This window comes from Marinobacter sp. 1_MG-2023, assembly GCF_030549045.1.
Classification (GTDB): Bacteria; Pseudomonadota; Gammaproteobacteria; order Pseudomonadales; family Oleiphilaceae; genus Marinobacter.
Window position 1 is genome coordinate 193,415 of the sequence record NZ_JAUOST010000002.1, and the last position, 19,306, is coordinate 212,720.

Here is a 19,306-nt window from a genome sequence, read left to right on the forward strand (position 1 = left end):
TTACAAACCGAGCACGCTACGCAGGTCCGGCACTGAATCAACAATGGCTCGGGGAGCATATCCACCAAGCACATCACGCTTGTGAACCCCCCACTCAACACCAATAGAGGGCATACCAATGCGCTGGGCCATTTCGAGATCATAGCGGGTATCGCCGATCATAACGGCCTCCGAAGGCTCAGCGCCGTAGAAGAACAGTATCTCTTCAAGCATTTTCGGATCTGGCTTGGACCGGGTTTCGTCGGCACAGCGTGTAATATCAAAATGCGTTCCCAGCCCACTGGAAACAAGTGCTGACTCCAGACCTCTACGACTTTTACCTGTGGCCACTGAACACCCTCGCCCGGCACCACGAAGATCTGCTACCACATCAGCCATACCTTCAAACACGTTCTGGGGCGTCGTAACCTTGCGGAAGAAATAATTCCCGTACCCCTCCCGGATAGCCGTCATTTCTTCGCGAGTGATACCCGGGTAAAGCCGCTCAAGAGCCTCAACCATGCCCAAACCAATAATGTCACGATAGGCCTCTCTCTCCAGCGCAGGATACCCCAGCTCAGTGGCAGCCCGATGCAGGCTGTCCGCAATATGATCTACGGAGTCGACAAGCGTCCCATCCCAATCAAAAATTACAACTTTAACTTCCATCAACCTGCTCCCATTGCACGCGCTTCAAGCCTACTCAACACTTGACTGAATGCTTCATCATAAGGCGCCTCGAATCTAACCGCCTCCCCTGTAACAGGCAGCAAAAGCTCAAGAGCCCTGGCGTGCAGCATGAGGCGCTGACCGCCCACCGACCGGAATGCCTTCAGACTAACATCATCCATATACTTATCATCGCCCGCTATCGGATGACCCGCGCAGGCGCTATGAACGCGAATCTGATGGGTGCGACCGGTAACCGGCGATGCCTCCACCAGACTGTAACCGTCATAGCGCGCAAGGCATCGGAAGGTTGTGAGCGAGGCCTTTCCGGCCTCGTCCACCCTTACCCTGCGCTCGCCATTTGGCATCTCATACCGCAACAGCGGCTCATCAACCCGACCCAACTTGTCTGGCCAACTCCCAGCTACCAGGGCATGGTAGTGTTTACGAATCCGCCTCTGCCTGAGTTCATCCTGCAGATAACGAAGCGCTGATCGCTTTTTGGCTACCATCACGAGCCCGGAGGTATCTCGGTCAAGGCGGTGCACCAACTCAAGAAAGCGGGCCTCCGGGCGAGCGGCTCGCAGCACCTCAATCAGGCCAAAGCTGAGACCGCTGCCACCATGCACTGCAATACCCGATGGCTTGTTGACGACCAACATCTGATCATTCTCAAATACAACAGCAGCCTCGACCACGCCCTGCACCCGGCTACCGGGTGCGGCTTGAGGAGCCTTCTCCTTGCGAACAACCGGTGGAATGCGCACCTGGTCACCCGTCGCAAGTCGTGTGTCGGGCTTCACCCGCCCTTTGTTCACACGCACCTCACCTTTGCGGACAATGCGGTAGATAATGCTTCTGGGCACGCCACGAAGCTGCGCCAGAAGGAAATTGTCCAGGCGCTGCCCATGATTATCTTCGTCAACCGTGACCCAAAGAACCCCCTGCTGAACCACTTCTCGGCCGCCACTTCCCTGCCTTGCATTGGCACTACTGCCCGGGCGTGACACCGGTTTTCTGACCCTGGCACTTGTAGGCTTTCCGGTAGCAGATTTGCGGGACATAAGGTTCCTTTCTCGGGTGGTATAGCTGGTGATACGAGCGGGATTGAACGACTCCCTGAATGCTGTTATATTCCGGCGTGATCTGTCGTTTGTCTACGGCCTGACCAATTCGAGTCAGAAGCCGGAGCGGCAGAAGTATACCGACACTATTCAAGAGTTTGAACGCCGAACGCCCAATCACTATCGGGCCCGGCGCAAGAAATGCTTCCGAAGCGCCAGGGAATACCCGCTCAAAAAACGGCGAACTGGCACCGGAATGATTGCAACCGTGCGGAAAACCGCCGGGCGATATCGCGAAGATTCACTGCCATGCAAGGCCGGGCCGTCCAGCTTACGAATAAGACGTGAGACCCAGGCACTTGTGTGAACCTGAAAACGGATTATATGCGCCAACAGACACGAACCCTACGCGACACTTCCCTGCCAGCAGGCATTAGGGATGTCGGCGGTGGTCTCAGATCAACAGGATCTTACCCCAACAGGGTATGATCCGTCTGTCCGTCGCTTGGCCTCTGATTCAGCGGGGCCCGCGGCACGCACATCCTGCTTCGCAGATGCGACGCCCACTGGTTTTCTGTCAAAATTAAACGACAGGAAAATCCTCTTTCCATGAAAAGAATGCTTATTAATGCAACTCACCCAGAAGAGTTGCGCGTCGCCCTGGTTGACGGCCAGCGCCTGTTCGACCTCGATATCGAATCCAGCTCCCGTGAACAGAAAAAATCAAACATCTACAAAGGGCGCATTACCCGTGTAGAACCAAGCCTGGAAGCAGCTTTTGTTGATTTTGGCGCCGATCGTCACGGCTTCCTTCCCTTGAAGGAAATCTCCAGAGATTACTTTAAAAAATCTCCGGGACAGATCGAAGGCAAGGTCAATATCAAAGAAGTGGTTTCCGAAGGCCAAGAAGTGATCGTTCAGGTCGACAAGGAAGAGCGTGGCAATAAAGGCGCCGCCCTCACCACTTTCATCTCCCTTGCTGGTCGCTACCTCGTCTTAATGCCCAACAACCCTCGCGCAGGCGGCATTTCACGTCGCATTGAAGGCGAAGAACGAGCCCAACTCAAGGAAGCGATGAACAGCGTGCAGGTGCCCAAGTCCATGGGCATCATCGTGCGCACCGCGGGTATTGGCCGTACCTCCGAGGAACTTCAATGGGACCTCGATTACCTGGTGCAGTTCTGGGAAGCCATTACCCAGGCAGCAGGAGAGCGCAAAGCGCCCTTCCTTATCCACCAGGAAAGCAACGTCATTATCCGTGCCGTTCGTGATTACCTTCGCCAGGACATCGGAGAGGTATTGATCGACTCGGAAAGCGTTTACGAGGACGTACTGAACTTCGTCCGCGCAGTCATGCCTACGTTCGAGAACAAGATCAAGCTGTACAAGGACGAAATCCCCCTGTTCAGCCGTTACCAGATAGAAGGCCAGATCGAAACTGCATTCCAGCGGGAAGTCCGGCTCCCTTCTGGCGGCTCTATCGTTATCGATCCTACCGAGGCCCTGGTGTCTATCGACATCAACTCCTCCCGAGCCACCAAAGGCCAGGATATAGAAGAAACTGCCTTCCAGACTAATCTGGAAGCAGCAGAAGAGATCGCCCGCCAGCTACGCCTGCGCGATATGGGCGGCCTGATTGTAATCGACTTTATCGACATGACCCCCGCAAGACACCAGCGCGAAGTCGAGCAAAAGATGCGCGAAGCGCTGGAAATCGACCGGGCCCGGGTTCAAGTGGGCAAAATCTCCCGCTTCGGCCTGCTCGAAATGTCCCGCCAACGGCTGAGACCTTCGTTGGGCGAAACCCGTAGCGAAGTGTGCCCCCGCTGTGAAGGCCAGGGCACAATTCGTGGTATCGAATCTCTGGCGCTGAGCATTATGCGCCTGATCTACGAAGAATCCTCTAAAGAAAAGACCGGCGAAGTACGGGCCATCGTGCCAGTATCAGTAGCTACTTTCCTGCTGAACGAAAAGCGCAAACAACTCGCGGATATCGAAGCGCGCCAGGAAGTCAGCGTCGTGATTGTGCCGGTTCCTCATATGGAAACACCGCACTTTGAAATTCTGCGTATGCGCGATGATGAAACAGCGCCAGAGCATATTTCAAGCCACCAGGTAGCGCAGGAATACAGCGAGCGCGAAGAAGAGGTGCTTGAAGTTCCCGCAGCAGAAAAGCCAGTTCGTGAGCAGGCGGCAGTCAGAGCTATTCGCCCGAACGCCGCCGCACCGACTGCAAAAGCAGAAGAGGTCAACGTCTCTGAAGAGCAGGACGACGGACTGTTCCGTCGCATTGGTCGCAAGATTGCGTGCTTCTTTAACAATGAGGAAGAGGAGCCGACCAATGCCCGTGACAACTCAGAAGCCAGAAGCGGAGACCAGCGTAATCAAGCGCGCCAGGATCGTCGCAAAACACGCGTAGCGCGTGATGGCCAAAGCTCTAGCGGCAACAATCGCACCGGTAACGAGCGCCGTCAGGGCAATAACCAGGCAAACCGCAGCGATGATAACCGCTCGCGGGGACGCAACCGCAACGACGATCAGAACCGTTCAAACCCGAATCGCCAGAATGCCAATAAAGGCGCCGAGAACAAAGGCTCTGACAACCGTGGTGACGATAATCGCAGGGACGGGCGTAAAGAAGGCCAGAGCCGCGGCCAAAACCGCAACCGGCCCCAGCGCGACAACAGAAATAACGGCGATCAAAAAGACACAAATCAGCAGGAAGCCCGTCAAAAGGCACCGACAACCGAAAAATCCGGTTCTGATGAAAGCCGTCGTAAGCCGCGCCGCCCACGTAATCGGGACGGCTCATCGTCCGAGGCTCCCGCTTCCAGCCCTGCAGCTCGCAAGAATGCACGCAATGAGAAGCATCAGAAAGATACTCAGCCTGAAAGAAGCCGGGATAACGCCAGTGCGGATGTGAAAACACCTACCGCGACGGAAAAGAGCGCAGATCAAGCCAGCGCAAAATCCCAAGCGGCCTCACAGAGCCAAAAGAAGCAACCGGAACAGAAGGCATCCGCTGAGCCTAAACCGGCACAAAAAACCGAGACCGTCACTGACACGGCTAACGCCGATGCTGCTACTGACAAGACGAAACTGGCCTCGGCACCTAAACCTGAAGAACAAGAGGCTCCGGAAGCTCCTAAGCCCGCAGTCAAGGCCCCTACCGATGCCCCCGTTCAGGCAGAACCAACTGCGCAAGCGGAAGCACCGGTAGCCAAGCCGAAAGCAGCACCCAAGGCCAAGACACCTGAGCCTGAGGCAAAAGCTGCGGTAAGCGAGGAGACGACCGCAGAAACCACTCCGAAACCGGCCGATAAAGTCAGTGGGGCTACTGAGGCGAGTAAACCCGCTGCCGGGGATAAAGCGCCCTCAGCTCCTGAAAAAGAGCCTTCAGCCGCGGATAAAAAGCCCTCAGCCCCGGGTAAAGAGCCCTCAGCCCCGGAAAAAGAACCTTCAGCTTCGGTAAAAGAGCCTTCAGCTGCGGATAAAAAGCCCTCAGCAGTGGAAAAAGAGCCTTCGCTTTCAGCCGAGACTGAACAAAAGCCGGCAGCCGAAGCAGAGAAAGCACCGGTGGTGCCCGAGAAGCCTTTAGCCAAAGAAGACGAAAAAGAACCTTCAAACGCCGAAGCAAGCTCTTCTGAAGACGAGAGCAAAGCCGCTCCTGCTGCGAAAAAGCAAAGGTCAGTACCCGCCAGAAGCCGGAGAAAAACGCCAGCAGCGGATAAATCTGCAGAGAAAGCACCTGAAGACAAGCCTGAGGCCGAACCGACCAAGACTGCTTCTGAAGCTTCAGAAAAGCCTGTAGAACAAGCGGTGGCTCCGGTAACACCCGGTCGCGCTTACAACGACCCGCGCGAGGTTCGTAAACGCCAGAGAGCAGCTGAAGAAGCAAAAAAGTCCGGGGGTAACTAAAGGATGTTGTCCGATTCCGACATTGAAGCTCTGGAAGACATCCTCTTTGCCGAGCCATGGGGGGATGAAGCACTCGACTTTTTCGGCTTCCATGGCGCAGTTTGCGCCAGCGTTGTAGGGCCAACGAAGCTGAGTGTCGAAACGGTGTTTCGCCTGGTTACAGGCACCGATGAGACACCCGGCGGTGGAATTCCTGAAACCTTCCGTCAGTGCGTTACACAGCTGGCAGCCAGCATGGTCAAGGCGCTGGATATGGGCCAGGCTCTGGAGCTACCAGAACCGGAGGATGGTGATCCGATTAACGCTCTGGAAAACTGGTGCGCGGGCTTCGTGGACACCTTCCTGGAAAACGAGGATGAGTGGTTGGATGCTGCCAGCGAACAGGACACCGCCGACCTGATGGTGCCCATGCTGACGTTGTCGGGTCTTTTTGACGACGAAGACTTCCAGAACGTCCGCAACAGCGAAAAACTGTCACGTCAGATGGCCGACGCTATCCCCGACTCGCTAACTGACTTGTACCTGCTGTTCCACGCGCCGGATTAAACTCGCGCGTCAACGCCAGGAACCTGCCTGAAATGATGCCAGACCGGCTCCAGCCCGTCTGGCATTTTCATAATCCGGCCAAGCTCACACCAGGGGGCCCCCGGAAAGTGGAAATCACTGCCCTGGGAGGCTAACAGCTTTTCCCGCCTACACAGCTCAGCCAGAAACCCGAGATCCCCACTGGATTGTCCTGACGTGGACACCTCAATAGACTGCCCTCCAGCTCGCCGGAAATCAGCAACAAGATCCCGGAGTTTCGTTGCAGTAAGCTGGTACTTCCGGGGGTGAGCCAACACAGCGAGTCCGCCGGCCGAGTTAATCCACTGCACGACCTCCTGCAGCTCTGGCCAGTAAGCCTTGACGTCACCCACCTTTCCACTGCCCAGATAGCGCTTGAACGCCTGCGCGGCATTTTTCACGATACCTGCTTCCACCATTACTTTCGCGAAGTGCGGGCGCCCGGGAACATCACCGCCGGATTCGGCGACGGCACGATCAAGTAAATCCGGAATGGCAAGCTTGTTGAGACGCTCAGCAATCATGGCAGCCCTTGCCCAGCGATTGCGGTTCTGCTGCTTCAGTGCCTCGAGGAAATGGGTATTACTGATATCAAAGTCCAGACCAACGATGTGGATTGTATGGCTCCGCCATAAACAGGAAAGCTCAATACCCGGAACCAGTACTACACCATTGGCTTCTGCTGCAGCCTGCGCCTCTTCCAGGCCATCAATCGTATCGTGATCTGTGAGCGCAAGGTGCGTGACCTTTTGATCCGCAGCGCGGACCACCAACTCCGTAGGCGTGAGCGCACCATCTGATGCGGTGCTATGGCAATGCAGATCAATGCACAAAACAGGGTCTTGCGGTATAGTCACAGAAATTCCAGCGTGAAGTGAGTGGCAGTATGCGCCTGAACCAGCTTACGCAGGCCAGGAGCAACAGTGTATCAGCCATTCCGCTGCATGCATTATTAATCGGTAGCTGCCACAAAACCGGAGAGCAGTATGTACTACGCCATTATCAGTGAAGATATCGACAATAGCCTGCCTCTGCGCCAGGCAGCCAGACCCGCCCACCTCGAACGACTGCAGCAACTCAAGGCCGCAGGTCGGCTCCTGGTAGCAGGGCCCCACCCTGCTGTCGATACGGCTGATCCGGGTGAAGCAGGTTTCTCGGGCAGCCTCGTAGTTGCCGAGTTCGACTCCCTGAGTGCAGCACAGGCTTGGGCAGACAGCGACCCCTATGTTGATGCTGGCGTTTATCAGAAAGTGACGGTTAAGCCCTTTAAAGTTGTACTGCCCTGAAACAACTGAACCTGATCCATGAGCTTATTGTAATGACAGCGCGCTTGAATGGTCGCAGATCTGTGACAAAATTGTTGCTTTAGTAGTTACTCTCTTCCAGAACCACCCTTTTAACCTGAACACCGTGGGAATATTGCCAGTGACGCTTTTTCGCCTTGCCATCAGTGCGCTTTTTATACTGTCTTCTATTGCCGCTGCCCAGGCAAAAACCGCCTGGGTTGATGATCAGCTTTATCTCCCTGTCAGGTCCGGCGCCGGCTCCCAATTCCGTATCATTGAAAACGCAGTTCCCAGCGGCACCGCTCTTGAAGTTATTGAAACATCAGACTCCGGCTATACCCGCGTACGTACCCCTAAGGGCAACGACGGCTGGGTTTCAAGCCAGTATCTTAGCGATACGCCAATTGCCGCAGACCGACTGAAAACTGTTAGCAGGCAACTTGAGCAGGCCCAAACTGAGCTATCCTCTCTAAAAGCGCAGCTATCAGAAGTATCCAATGAAAGAGACTCATTGAGTAACGCGGAAACTACCTTATCTACCCGCACCGAGGAGTTACAGGAAGAGCTCAGGCGCATCAAGAGCATTTCTTCAGATTCGATCAACCTGAAGCGTCGGAACGGCGAGTTGTTGGGTGAGAATCAGAAGCTGCGTAACGATCTGGAAGTGTTAACCGCAGAGAACGAGCGGTTGGAAGCCAGCAAAGAATCAGACTTCATGCTCGTAGGCGCCGGTCTCGTGCTCGGAGGGGTATTCCTCGCTTTGGTTATTCCGATGCTCAAACCGACAAGAAAAACCGATAACTGGGCGTAAACGCTATGAAGGACTATTCAGAAAAGCGTGACTTTCATCGAATGCAGGTTGAGTCGGAAATCGAGATTACCGACAGCAAGGGAAATGTTTTTACAGGCACCTGCAAGGATCTGAGTGCAACAGGAATGCAGCTGCTTGTAAGAAACCCGGTAATGGTGGGGGAAGAGCTGAGCACGGTGCTCCATCCGAGCAACGATCAGTTCCCTCCGCTGGAGACGATCTGCGAGGTAATCCGGTGCGAGCCGGAGGGCGAGGGTTTCTTGCTGGGAACCAATATCAGCGAAGTCACCCGCTAACCTCCCCTCACGCCTGCCCCTGGCTCCGAAAAACCAGGGGTAAGGCAGTTAAACCAACGGCTTTTCTGACACGATGATGCCGTTGTTATCAGCGTATACATAGTGGCCCGGACGGAAGGTCACGCCATGGAATGTCACAGGCACATCCAGATCGCCTAGCCCGCGCTTTTCACTTTTCCGAGGGTAAGTAGCCAGCGCCTGGACCCCCAGATCCGTTTTGCCGATCTCGTCAACATCCCGCACGCACCCATAGATGATCAACCCTGCCCAACCATTGCTGGCCGCTTTTTCAGCGAGCATATCGCCCAGTAGCGCGTGGCGCATGGAACCGCCACCATCAACTACCATAACGCGACCATTGCCAGGCAAGCCAACCTGCTCTTTCACCACAGAGTTGTCTTCAAAGCACTTTACGGTAACGATTTCGCCACCGAAGGCCTTTATACCACCATAGTTATTGAAGCCAGGTGCGACCACTTCAACTTCCGGAAACTCATCACACAAATCCGGGGTAATAATCGTTGTCACCTTATCGCTCTCCTTACGTACAGAGTTAAATCAGTCGATTTTTTCATCGGCCAGGAAGAACCAGGTATCCAACACCGAATCCGGGTTAAGGGATACAGTATCAATGCCCTGATTCATCAACCACTTTGCAAGATCGGGATGGTCCGATGGTCCTTGACCACAGATGCCGATGTACTTGCCTGCTTTTTTACAGGCCTGAATAGCACTGGAAAGCAGTATTTTAACGGCCTCGTCCCGCTCGTCGAAAAGGTGCGCAATAATGCCCGAGTCACGGTCCAGGCCGAGGGTCAGCTGAGTGAGGTCATTGGAACCAATAGAAAAACCATCAAAGTGCTCTAGGAACTTCTCGGCCAGCAACGCATTGCCCGGCAGTTCGCACATCATGATTACACGAAGACCATTCTCTCCGCGCTTGAGACCATTCTCAGCCAAAAGTTTGACCACCTGCTCGGCTTCACCGACAGTGCGCACAAAAGGCACCATAACCTCAACGTTGGTCAAACCCATTACATCGCGTACTTTTTTGAGCGCACGGCATTCCAGCTCAAAACAGTCACGGAATGTTTCCGAGATATAACGTGAAGCACCGCGGAACCCCAGCATCGGGTTTTCTTCGTCCGGCTCGTATAAGGTACCGCCGATCAGGTTGGCATACTCGTTGGATTTGAAGTCAGACAACCGCACGATAACCTTTTTCGGCCAGAAGGCGGCGGCCAGAGTAGAAATACCTTCAACCAGCTTGTCGACGTAAAAATCAACCGGAGAACTATAACCGGAAATACGCTTCTCGACGGTTTGCTTGATATCCCTCGGCAAGCCTTCAAAGTTCAGAAGGGCCTTCGGGTGCACACCAATCATGCGGTTAATAATAAACTCAAGACGGGCCAGACCAACCCCTTCATTAGGCAGGGACTGGAAATCAAAAGCACGATCCGGGTTACCTACGTTCATCATAATCTTGAACGGGATATTGGGCATGGAGTCCACGGTATTTTCACGCAGCTCGAAGTCCAGAGCACCTTCGTAGATCAGCCCGGTATCGCCCTCAGCGCATGACACGGTTACTTCCTGCCCATCCTTCAGGACTTCCGTTGCATCACCACAGCCCACTACTGCGGGGATACCCAGTTCGCGGGCAATGATAGCGGCGTGACAGGTCCGGCCACCACGGTCCGTAACAATCGCGGAAGCACGTTTCATAACAGGCTCCCAATCCGGATCTGTCATGTCAGTCACCAACACATCACCAGCCTGCACGCGATCCATTTCTTTTATGCTGGTAATGATCTTGACCGGGCCGGCACCAATTTTGTGGCCAATACTGCGGCCTTCAACCAGCACGGTGCCGGTTTCATTCAGCAGGTAACGCTCCATTACGTTGGCAGAAGCCCGGCTTTTAACCGTTTCCGGACGGGCCTGCACGATATAAATTTTCCCATCATCACCATCTTTGGCCCATTCAATATCCATTGGGCGCTGATAGTGCTTCTCGATGATCATGGCCTGCCGGGCCAACTCTTCGACTTCGGCATCTGAAACACAGAACAGGCCACGCTCTTCCGGGTCCACTTTAACGGTTTCAACAAGCTGGCCTTCACCGGGCTCGGAGTGATACACCATCTTGATGGCTTTGCTGCCGAGGTTCCTGCGCAAAACGGCTGGCCGGCCGGCATCGAGTGTGGGTTTATGAACGTAGAACTCGTCCGGGTTAACGGCACCCTGAACAACCGTCTCACCAAGGCCATAAGAGCCTGTAATGAATACAACGTCCCGGAAGCCGGATTCAGTATCCAGCGTAAACATAACGCCGCTTGAGGCGGTTTCGCTACGCACCATCTTCTGTATACCCGCAGACAGGGCTACAAGTTTGTGGTCGAAACCATGGTGAACACGGTAAGAAATCGCGCGGTCATTAAACAAAGAGGCAAACACCTCTTTAACCGACGTGCGAACCTGCTCAAGCCCGACCACATTCAGAAAGGTTTCCTGCTGACCGGCAAACGAAGCATCGGGCAGATCTTCAGCCGTTGCTGACGACCGCACGGCGACCGCCATCTGGTCGTTGCCATTGAGTATTTGCGCGTAGGCATCCTTGAGCGCGACTTCCAGTGCATCAGGAAAGGGAGTTTCGATAATCCACTGGCGAATCTTCGCACCTACCCTGGCCAGTTCGTTCACATCGTTTATATCGAGGGTGTCGAGGACGTTATCAATCTTGCCCTTCAAGCCATCTTTGGCCAGGAACTCACGGTAAGCATGAGCCGTGGTGGCGAAACCACCAGGAACCGTTACACCTGCATTGGCGAGATTACTGATCATTTCACCGAGGGAGGCGTTTTTGCCACCTACCCGGTCAACATCGGACATTCCCAGGTGATCAAACCAGATTATGTAATCTTCCAAAGCGTGTCTCCCTTGAATCTGTGAGGCTAAGAATTAAACCGGGCCAGCGGTATCAAGCGCAAAAATCGGATAACAACCACTGCGGAGTATCGAGCATGGCGTGTATGATACTGTAACCATCGGATTTTACCTAGGGAGCCGGACCAACACCATGAAACGTACAGCCTTCTTTATCTCCGATGGCACCGGCCTGACCGCCGAGGCCCTCGGTCACAGCCTACTGGCCCAATTCGAAAAAATTGAGTTTGAGCGTATTACCGTACCCTATATTGACGATGTTGAAAAAGCCCGGGATATGGTCAAACGCATTAACAGCGCCGCTGAAACCGACGGTACCCGGCCTTTGATCTTCGACACAATCCTGGACGGCAAAATCCGTGAAATTATCTCGGATGCCCAGGGGTTCATGGTGGATATTTTTGGAACCTTCCTGAGCCCTCTGGAACAGGAATTACAGTCTTCTTCATCCTATTCCGTGGGCAAGTCCCATGCGATCAATAATGAAGGTGTGTACGAGCGGCGCATACACGCAGTGAACTTTGCACTGGACAACGATGACGGTGCACGCACGCGACATTACGATGAGGCAGACCTGATTCTTGTCGGTGCGTCCCGCAGCGGCAAAACACCCACCTGCCTGTATTTAGCGCTCCAATATGGCGTTAAAGCCGCCAACTACCCGATTACCGAGGAGGATCTGCTGGATCAGCAGATGCCAAAAGCTCTACGCCCCCATAAACAAAAGATCTTTGGCCTGACGATTGAGCCGGAGCGATTAGCCACCATCCGTAATGAGCGTCGACCAAATTCCCGTTATTCGTCCATCCAGCAATGCATGCACGAAATCGAAGAGATTGAATTGATGTACCGGCGAGAGCGCATCTCTTTCCTGAATACGACTGCGTATTCAGTCGAAGAAATCTCGACACGCATCATGGTTGCTACCGGCCTGAAGCGAAACCGATAGCAGTAATTTCTGGGAAAAGAATCGTATCTGGAATAGTTCTTGGGAAGCTGGCAGGCCATAACTAGCCTGCCAGCTTTTTATCTACAGCTCCTGAATATCCAGACCAAGCTCTGTCACAAGATTACGGTTTTCAGGCCCGGTGACAACGGCTGTGCTTGCCTTTTCCGGAGCCAACCAGATTTGCGCAACCCGTTTCAGATCATCCAGCGTTACCGCCAGCACCCTCTCACGGAAACGCATTCTCTGCTCCGGGCTGCGCCCGAACAACTTGTTATGAAACGCGTGGCGCGCAGCGCCAGCCGGAGAACGGGGGCGGTCCAACTGACCAATCACCCCAAGGATAGACTCCTCCAGTTCCTGATATTCGTGATCAGTTTCCTGAAGCCAGGCCAGCGCCTTGTCAAAATCATCCAGGGTTTCAGCCAAACGAGGATCCCGATAAGAAAAGAACCGGAAGTTGCCATTCACGCTGTCCTGGGCGGCACCGCCGCCATAGGCACCGCCTTTCTCCCGAATGGCTCTGTGCAGATACCCGTTGCGCAGGAACCCTCCGAGCACCGTAAGTGCGGCTGCATCCGGGTGGTCAACTGGCACAGTGCTATAGGCCCGGGCGCAAAAGTTTACCTGCGTGGATGTCAGCCAGGCTTCACGGGTTACAAAGCTCACCGGCTCCATGCTCCAACGAGATGATTCAACGCCCTTTTCACTGCCCCAGCAGGTTTTAAGGTCGTCGATCAGCGCAGGAAGGTGCTCATCCTCACCAATGACCAGGAACTCTCGCGCCTGCTCACTGATTCTCTTGTGCAAGCCAGCCAGTTGCTGACAAAAAGCTTCCAGCGCAGCAGGATCTTTCAAGGACTGATCAAGCTTTTTGGTACCTCGGATTCCAGCCAGACCACCCAGCCGGAAGGACAGCCAGGCTCCGGGGCTCATACCCTGGGCTGCAGCCCCCATAGCCAGAGCGTGACCGCTGCCTGTTACCGCCTGCTCTCGGCGGGCACGAATCTGGGCAACAATTTCACGAATGCGATCTTTTTCATCAAACCGGGCACTGGTGTAAACATCCCGGAGCAGCTTGGTGAGAGCCGTACGATTGCGGGACAGCGCTTTACCGCTGAAGATCACATAGCCTGAAAGGTTCTGGACGTCATCAATGCGAGCTTTAGCCGAAAACGAGGCTCCAATACCACCGGATTCCGCCGAGATCCGGTCCTGCATTTGCAGATAATCCAGGTCGCCGCAACCCACCTCTGAAATCAGAGCACCGTAATAGGGTAACAGCAGCAGTTCTTCTTCCGTCAGATCCGGCAGAGGCACCACAACCTGCTCGTACACCAGACCGTTGGTGCCCCGTGCAAATATGCTTGCAGAAATATCACCATCAAAGCGACCTTCAGGTTCCGGCATTTGCAGCGGTACGTCGGTCAGATCCACTTTCGGCAGAATCGAGTCATCATCCTTGCGCATCTGGCGCTCTTCCAACGCTTTGGCGCGATCAACGATATGGGCAACTTCCTCACTGGAAAGCTCAGCCTTGCGTTTTGCAAGTGCTTCGCGGATTGCCTGCTGGCGCCGTGCGTCAAGCTTGTCGTCCGGACGCAAGGTAAGCGTTACCCGATGCGGATTATCCAACAGCTTGCGACGTATCAGGTTCGGAATATATTGCGGATCATGGATCTTCTCGCGGAGACTAGCCAGAACCGGTTCCAGATCCAGCAATTCAACAGGGTCACCGCCGTGAACCATGGGAGCAATGGCACTCATGATCAATTGAAGACCATAGGGGAAACTGTCTCCGGCAATTTCACGCTGATGCAATTCGAGCTGATGAAGAATCGCCTCCAGGCGCTCCTCGCTGACGCCTTCTTCGACCACCTTGTTCAGCGTGCTCTCGATCAGGATTTCCAGATCGCCCTGCTTCTCGGGCTCGCTGCCTTCAATACCGCAAACAAACGTCATTTCACGGTTGGAATCTTCCAGACCGCACATTGGTGAAGGAGCCTGACCAATATCGGTTGTTTCCAGGGCGCGCATCAGCGGAGAGGCGCTGTTTTCCAGCAACACAGCCGACAACAACTGCCCTTCGAGGTTTTCCTGAAGATCAAAGCTATGGCCCAACAGCCAACCCATTACGATATGGGTTTTGTTGGCCGTGTCTTCGCCCTCATTTACCCCGTAGCCCTGCTCAACACGAACCGGCGCGAATATGCGCTTTTCATCCCTGACTGGCAGTTCAATATCCAGCCGGTCGAAACGCTTGAGTGCCAGCTCTTCAAAACGCTCCTGATGCTCATGGGCAGGAATATTTCCGTAGGTGGCAAAAATTGCGTTGCTGGGGTGATAGTGATGCCGGTAAAAGCGGATAAGATCCTCGTAGCTCAGATCAACAATCTGATCCGGCTCGCCACCACTGTTGTAATGATAGGTGGTTGTCGGGAACAAATGGCTGCTCAGGTTCTGCCAGAGCTGTGAGGTGGGCGCGCTCATGGCACCTTTCATTTCATTGTAAACAACTCCCCGGTATACCAGCTCCGTACTGGGGTCATCCGGCTTTTCAAACTCCAGGCGATGGCCTTCCTGTGCGAAATCCAGCGGATCCAGTTTGGAGAAGAACACGGAGTCCAGATACACCGATAGCAGATTATCAAAATCCTTTCGATTCATGCTCGCGAAGGGGTACGCCGTCCAGTCGCTGCTTGTAAAGGCGTTCATGAACGTATTCAGGGAACGACGAATCATCATGAAGAAGGGATCGCGGACAGGATAGCGTTCACTGCCACACAAGGCCGTGTGTTCAAGAATATGGGCAACGCCTGTAGAATCCATCGGAAAGGTTCTGAGCGCCACAAAAAACACGTTCTCGTCGTTATCCGCCGCGAGATGAAGATGGCGGGCACCGGTTTTCCTGTGACGATACTCCTCAACATCGAGATTAAGCGTATCAATCCGGTGACTGCGAAGCTTCTCAAAAGCCGGATGGGTTGCGTTGTCGATCACTGCAGCCATTCAAACTATCCTGTCGTTAAACAATTGGAGAATTGTAGGGTAACACGTAGTATCGATTATCATGCATCCGTCCCCAAGCGATAAGGTAGCCCACTGATCCATGAGCACAACTCCAGGCCCAGCAAGTTCAGGCCCAGCAAAAGCCGAGCAGGCTCCCGAAGTCGCAGCCTATTGGGCGGAGCGACGCCGGTATCTAGAGCGCATAAGGAAATCCCCTGAACTACGACAGAGGTTCTGGCGCGAAGTTGCCATATACCTGGCCCGGCGTATCCTCTGGTCGTTTGGCTTCTTCCCTGTATTCATGGCCTTCTGGGTGCCGCTGGTGCTATCCAGCTTCAACCCGGTAGTTCTGGCGTCCGACCTCATCCCCCTGCTTCAGGATTTTGTAAACTCGAATCCTGAAGTACAGGCTACAACCCTCAGCACTTTCTCCATCGCCTGGGCATCGGTTGGTTTTTTCTTTCTGATCTTCGATTTCGTGTTAACCCCGTTCAAATCACCTTACGAATACGAAGCCGATGTATACATGAGGGCATGGGAACAGCTCAATCATGAACAACTTCCAGCGAAAATGTGATTTGCCCAGCATTCTCAACAAGTTCAGGCACTTTCAGTTACATAACCCGGCCTGCGCTGGGTAAGATAAAACGACGATCAATGTGAAAAGTGCTGGATCAAGAGGTTCCACCATGGTCGACTTCAGACCACTTCTGTTTCTGAATGCCCTGGCTCTTATGCTCTTGGTGACAGCTGGCTTTGCTTCGATTCGCAATGATCAGCCCAGTGGTGAGGTCGTTGAAGCTGCCGCACCTACGATTGAAAATACTGCGCAGACATCAACAGCTGTCATTAAAGCTGTTTCATTGCCTCCAGCCGAATCTGAAGCTGTATACGAGCCACCTAAGGTAAACACTGAGCCATTCCTTATTCCCGAACTGGCGGAAGCCCCCCCGGCAATTGCTTCAGCCGAACTGCCTAAAACCCTGAACACCCACGCTGCCGATACAGCCGAGTCCTCTTCAGAGCCTGTTCCAGCTCCAAAAACAGGCACACTTACCTTGCGCTCAAACGTGGCAGATGATCAGGTTGAAATCAACGGCAAAGCCTATGGTGCAACGCGCCTGGACCTCGAGCTGGCCCCGGGGAAATATGACATCACCATAACTAAAAACGGTTTCCAGCCCTGGCAGCAAAGCGTCGTTCTCAATGCAGGCAAGGAGCTGACGTTGGTGGGCAAACTGGAAGCCTACACTTCCGTCGATCATCAGAACGGGGTATGGCGAGGTAACGTGAAAACCGGCGACGGAACCTATATAGATAGCGACAATCTCCGGTACGAAGGTCACTTTGTTGATGGTGCTTTTCATGGCACAGGTACCGCCTGGTATGCGGACGGCTCCCGCTACGAGGGCGATTGGGAGAACGGCAGGCGTAGCGGTGAGGGTGTATGGCGCGATGCGGATGGCTCCCGCTATACAGGCCAATTCAGTGCGGATGCATTTCACGGCCAGGGCACGCTCACACTTGAAAACGGTGATATTCTTACCGGGGGGTGGTCGCAGAACCAACTTAACGGCCACGGTTCTCTGACCACAGCCGACGGCATGTTATATGTCGGCAGCTTTCGCAACAGCGACTTTCACGGGCGAGGCACTCTCACCTACCCCGACGGCCGCCACTACGAAGGCGATTTTTCCAATGGTTCCTTCCATGGTGACGGATCGGAAGTATTCGCCAACGGAAAGAAATACGAAGGCGAGTACATCGAAGGCAAGTTCCACGGAAACGGTTTGCTGCGCAACCCGAATGGCAGCTCCATCGAGGCGACGTTCCGCCACGGTGAGCCCTACGGGCAGGTTCGCCTGACCACAGCGGCCGGCGAAATATTCACGGCCCGCACCACAGAGCCCGGCGTGTGTTATCGGGACAAAAGCTATCGGGCAACACAATGCCCGACACTGGAAGGCTGGTAATAGCGGCCCGATAACCAACGCGATTGAAGTAACAGCTTGAGGTAGTTAGATGGCGATCAAAAATGCTCTTCTGGTGGATGATTCTAAAGTAGCCCGGTTTGCCCTGAGCAAACTGCTCGAAGGCCGCGACATGAATATAAGCATGGCCAGTTCTGCAGAAGAGGCCCTGGAACTCCTCAACACCGGCGAACACCCGGATGTCATTTTCATGGACCACCTCATGCCCGGGATGAACGGCGTGGAGGCTACCAAAGCCATAAAAGGTAACCCGGACACTTCCAGCATCCCCATCATAATGTGCACGTCCCAGAAATCCTCATCGTTCACGAAAGAAGCCATGAACTTCGGCGTCTACAACATCCTTACCAAGCCGACGCAGCCTGATGGACTGGGCCTGGTACTGGACCAATTGGCGAGTGATCTTCTCCAGGGCGCGCTTCCCGAGGCACCCCGGATTGACCCGGAGCCCGACACCGACGAATACCTTCACGACATGACAGATAATGCAGCGCTGAAAATTCCACCAGAGCAGCCCCATCCGGAGATTACCCAAAACGGCAGCGCTCCCACCAGTGTTGTTCCGCTGACCAGCGAGCTGATTGAACAGATTTCACGCTCCGCCGTCAAAACGCACATCAACAACCGCCTTCATGAGTTGCTGAGCTCTTTGTTTGACGAGCAGTTTGACCATCTGAAACGGGCGCTGGACGAGTCACGAAGCAAACAGGAAAGCGCCATGGAAGCGCGCCTGAATTCGATGAGCGAGATGATCGATGAGCGCACCCGCAACCTTCGAGACGAGGTTGCGGCTGAGGTAAACCTTAACTTGGGCAGGGAGCTGGCAGGCCTTAAAAAAGAGCTCTCACGTAACTCCGGATTCACCAGTGACCATATGGCGGAGCTGAAAGATCATATTACCAGCGTGCAGACCATAGACACCGAGTTCTGGCAAACGCTGCAATCTGAAGCCATCCAACAGGCTAACGAGGTTTCCCGTGAGACAGCTGAAGATATTGCCCAGCGTACTATTGACTTGTTTGTCGCTCAGCAGCGTTCTGCGTCATCCAAAATATATACCATTGGCCTGACTTTGAGCCTTGGGGTATTCAGCCTTGGGATTGCCTGGCTTGCAGGCCTGTTCGGGTAAACTCCTCGCGAATCCTGCGCCAGTCATCCGGAGTGTCTATATCGTCATGAACACCCGGAATGGCCAGCCTCGTCGCATTTGCTCCAACCAACAACTGACCCGCCCCCCGATCACCCTCCAGCGCAAGAATGTCGGGCCATAACCAGCGAGGCAAATAAGCCGGAACGCCCGGGCGGCCCCCGTAGTCTGCTGCAAGAGCCTGGTCCGGAAAACACCGCGCTGTTTCACCCAACGCTGCAAGAGCATGGTGATCCAGCAGCGGCTGATCCGCCAACAATACAAATGCACCTTTTGCATAGGGTCCCAGGCTGCGAATACCTGCCGAAAGCGATGCCGCCATCCCCTTGTGCCAGTCTGCCACGTGGACCCAGCGAGACGGCTGCGCCTGGCAACGAAAGCGAACCAATGGATACCAGGCGCCACACACAACATGAACATCCCGGCTAAGAAGCCTGCCCTGAGCAATGGCGTGATCCAGAAGCGTGCGGCTCTGACCGTTCCCTTCACTCAGGGCCATCATAGCCTTGGGACGCCCAAAACGGCTGGAAGCACCCGCCGCGAGAACAAGTGCCGGAAACTCCTGATCGTGATTATGGCGAGAAGCAGTTATGGTTTCGTTCCTTATAAAATGAGACAAATGGAATCAGTGGCGAGAATAAGCTCAGACTAATACGCTGGCAGGTCACTCATTCCGG

Annotated in this window: 17 protein-coding genes; 10 read left to right on the plus strand and 7 right to left on the minus strand. The window is 54.3% G+C overall.

What is annotated here, in order from left to right:
* On the minus strand, nucleotides 1-648 hold the full coding sequence (locus tag Q4606_RS07120) for an HAD family hydrolase (protein ID WP_303593383.1): 648 nt from the start codon (nucleotides 646-648) through the stop codon (nucleotides 1-3).
* Nucleotides 648-1,712 carry a 23S rRNA pseudouridine(955/2504/2580) synthase RluC gene (gene rluC, locus Q4606_RS07125; protein ID WP_303593385.1) on the minus strand — a complete coding sequence of 355 codons (1,065 nt, stop codon included), beginning with the start codon at nucleotides 1,710-1,712 and terminating at the stop codon, nucleotides 648-650. Before rluC ends, Q4606_RS07120 begins: the two co-directional genes overlap by 1 nt.
* Nucleotides 1,713-1,755: 43 nt before the next feature.
* Here rluC and Q4606_RS07130 point away from each other — a divergent pair, with 43 nt between their 5' ends.
* The 3 genes from Q4606_RS07130 (at nucleotide 1,756) to Q4606_RS07140 (ending at nucleotide 6,176) form a co-directional block, all read left to right on the plus strand.
* On the plus strand, nucleotides 1,756-2,079 hold the full coding sequence (locus tag Q4606_RS07130) for a hypothetical protein (RefSeq protein WP_303593387.1): 324 nt from the start codon (nucleotides 1,756-1,758) through the stop codon (nucleotides 2,077-2,079).
* A gap of 242 nt (nucleotides 2,080-2,321) precedes the next feature.
* Nucleotides 2,322-5,630, plus strand: a complete 3,309-nt coding sequence (gene rne / locus Q4606_RS07135) for a ribonuclease E (RefSeq protein ID WP_303607102.1) — start codon at nucleotides 2,322-2,324, stop codon at nucleotides 5,628-5,630.
* 3 nt (nucleotides 5,631-5,633) lie between these two features.
* The gene (locus Q4606_RS07140) at nucleotides 5,634-6,176 is read left to right on the plus strand and encodes a YecA family protein (RefSeq protein ID WP_303593390.1); all 543 of its coding nucleotides are present in this window, start codon (nucleotides 5,634-5,636) and stop codon (nucleotides 6,174-6,176) included.
* On the opposite strand, the gene Q4606_RS07145 is transcribed toward Q4606_RS07140, so the two are convergent.
* A complete protein-coding gene (locus tag Q4606_RS07145; RefSeq protein ID WP_303607103.1) occupies nucleotides 6,173-7,051 on the minus strand; it encodes a PHP domain-containing protein in 879 nt (292 codons plus the stop codon). The two genes, Q4606_RS07140 and Q4606_RS07145, sit on opposite strands and share 4 nt — an antisense overlap.
* A gap of 129 nt (nucleotides 7,052-7,180) precedes the next feature.
* On the opposite strand from Q4606_RS07145, the gene Q4606_RS07150 reads away from it, so the two are divergent.
* From Q4606_RS07150 to Q4606_RS07160, 3 genes are all read left to right on the plus strand, one after another.
* Nucleotides 7,181-7,480, plus strand: a complete 300-nt coding sequence (locus Q4606_RS07150; RefSeq protein ID WP_303593392.1) for a YciI family protein — start codon at nucleotides 7,181-7,183, stop codon at nucleotides 7,478-7,480.
* A gap of 139 nt (nucleotides 7,481-7,619) precedes the next feature.
* The gene (locus Q4606_RS07155) at nucleotides 7,620-8,291 is read left to right on the plus strand and encodes a TIGR04211 family SH3 domain-containing protein (protein ID WP_303607104.1); all 672 of its coding nucleotides are present in this window, start codon (nucleotides 7,620-7,622) and stop codon (nucleotides 8,289-8,291) included.
* 5 nt (nucleotides 8,292-8,296) lie between these two features.
* On the plus strand, nucleotides 8,297-8,587 hold the full coding sequence (locus Q4606_RS07160; protein ID WP_303593396.1) for a PilZ domain-containing protein: 291 nt from the start codon (nucleotides 8,297-8,299) through the stop codon (nucleotides 8,585-8,587).
* 48 nt (nucleotides 8,588-8,635) lie between these two features.
* Here the strand turns inward: Q4606_RS07160 and rraA are convergent, their stop codons facing one another.
* Together rraA and ppsA are read right to left on the minus strand one after the other, a co-directional pair.
* Nucleotides 8,636-9,115 (minus strand): ribonuclease E activity regulator RraA, encoded by a 480-nt coding sequence (gene rraA / locus Q4606_RS07165; protein WP_303593398.1) that lies wholly within the window; start codon nucleotides 9,113-9,115, stop codon nucleotides 8,636-8,638.
* Between the two features lie 30 nt (nucleotides 9,116-9,145).
* Nucleotides 9,146-11,518, minus strand: a complete 2,373-nt coding sequence (gene ppsA / locus Q4606_RS07170) for a phosphoenolpyruvate synthase (RefSeq protein ID WP_303593400.1) — start codon at nucleotides 11,516-11,518, stop codon at nucleotides 9,146-9,148.
* Nucleotides 11,519-11,669: 151 nt separating this feature from the next.
* Here ppsA and Q4606_RS07175 point away from each other — a divergent pair, with 151 nt between their 5' ends.
* Nucleotides 11,670-12,485 (plus strand): pyruvate, water dikinase regulatory protein, encoded by an 816-nt coding sequence (locus Q4606_RS07175; RefSeq protein WP_303593402.1) that lies wholly within the window; start codon nucleotides 11,670-11,672, stop codon nucleotides 12,483-12,485.
* A gap of 81 nt (nucleotides 12,486-12,566) precedes the next feature.
* Here the strand turns inward: Q4606_RS07175 and Q4606_RS07180 are convergent, their stop codons facing one another.
* A complete protein-coding gene (locus Q4606_RS07180) occupies nucleotides 12,567-15,491 on the minus strand; it encodes an insulinase family protein (RefSeq protein WP_303607105.1) in 2,925 nt (974 codons plus the stop codon).
* 100 nt (nucleotides 15,492-15,591) lie between these two features.
* Here Q4606_RS07180 and Q4606_RS07185 point away from each other — a divergent pair, with 100 nt between their 5' ends.
* The 3 genes from Q4606_RS07185 to Q4606_RS07195 all read left to right on the plus strand — a co-directional run bounded on the left by Q4606_RS07185 (nucleotide 15,592) and on the right by Q4606_RS07195 (nucleotide 18,611).
* The gene (locus Q4606_RS07185) at nucleotides 15,592-16,068 is read left to right on the plus strand and encodes a hypothetical protein (protein ID WP_303593407.1); all 477 of its coding nucleotides are present in this window, start codon (nucleotides 15,592-15,594) and stop codon (nucleotides 16,066-16,068) included.
* Nucleotides 16,069-16,180: 112 nt separating this feature from the next.
* Nucleotides 16,181-17,464, plus strand: a complete 1,284-nt coding sequence (locus Q4606_RS07190) for a PEGA domain-containing protein (protein ID WP_303607106.1) — start codon at nucleotides 16,181-16,183, stop codon at nucleotides 17,462-17,464.
* Between the two features lie 49 nt (nucleotides 17,465-17,513).
* Nucleotides 17,514-18,611: a response regulator gene (locus Q4606_RS07195; RefSeq protein WP_303607107.1), complete on the plus strand. Its 1,098-nt coding sequence runs from the start codon at nucleotides 17,514-17,516 to the stop codon at nucleotides 18,609-18,611.
* On the opposite strand, the gene Q4606_RS07200 is transcribed toward Q4606_RS07195, so the two are convergent.
* Complete coding sequence (locus tag Q4606_RS07200) at nucleotides 18,571-19,248, minus strand: nucleotidyltransferase family protein (RefSeq protein ID WP_303607108.1); 678 nt, start codon at nucleotides 19,246-19,248, stop codon at nucleotides 18,571-18,573. The genes Q4606_RS07195 and Q4606_RS07200 overlap by 41 nt on opposite strands.
* Between the last annotated feature and the right edge of the window lie 58 nt (nucleotides 19,249-19,306).

Coding starts and splice junctions, on each gene's coding strand:
- Q4606_RS07120 (WP_303593383.1), bottom strand. CDS start 648: ATGGAAGTTAAAGTTGTAATTTTTGATTGGGATGGGACGCTTGTCGAC.
- rluC (WP_303593385.1), bottom strand. CDS start 1,712: ATGTCCCGCAAATCTGCTACCGGAAAGCCTACAAGTGCCAGGGTCAGA.
- rne (WP_303607102.1), top strand. CDS start 2,322: ATGAAAAGAATGCTTATTAATGCAACTCACCCAGAAGAGTTGCGCGTC.
- Q4606_RS07140 (WP_303593390.1), top strand. CDS start 5,634: ATGTTGTCCGATTCCGACATTGAAGCTCTGGAAGACATCCTCTTTGCC.
- Q4606_RS07150 (WP_303593392.1), top strand. CDS start 7,181: ATGTACTACGCCATTATCAGTGAAGATATCGACAATAGCCTGCCTCTG.
- Q4606_RS07160 (WP_303593396.1), top strand. CDS start 8,297: ATGAAGGACTATTCAGAAAAGCGTGACTTTCATCGAATGCAGGTTGAG.
- Q4606_RS07175 (WP_303593402.1), top strand. CDS start 11,670: ATGAAACGTACAGCCTTCTTTATCTCCGATGGCACCGGCCTGACCGCC.
- Q4606_RS07180 (WP_303607105.1), bottom strand. CDS start 15,491: ATGGCTGCAGTGATCGACAACGCAACCCATCCGGCTTTTGAGAAGCTT.
- Q4606_RS07185 (WP_303593407.1), top strand. CDS start 15,592: ATGAGCACAACTCCAGGCCCAGCAAGTTCAGGCCCAGCAAAAGCCGAG.
- Q4606_RS07190 (WP_303607106.1), top strand. CDS start 16,181: ATGGTCGACTTCAGACCACTTCTGTTTCTGAATGCCCTGGCTCTTATG.
- Q4606_RS07195 (WP_303607107.1), top strand. CDS start 17,514: ATGGCGATCAAAAATGCTCTTCTGGTGGATGATTCTAAAGTAGCCCGG.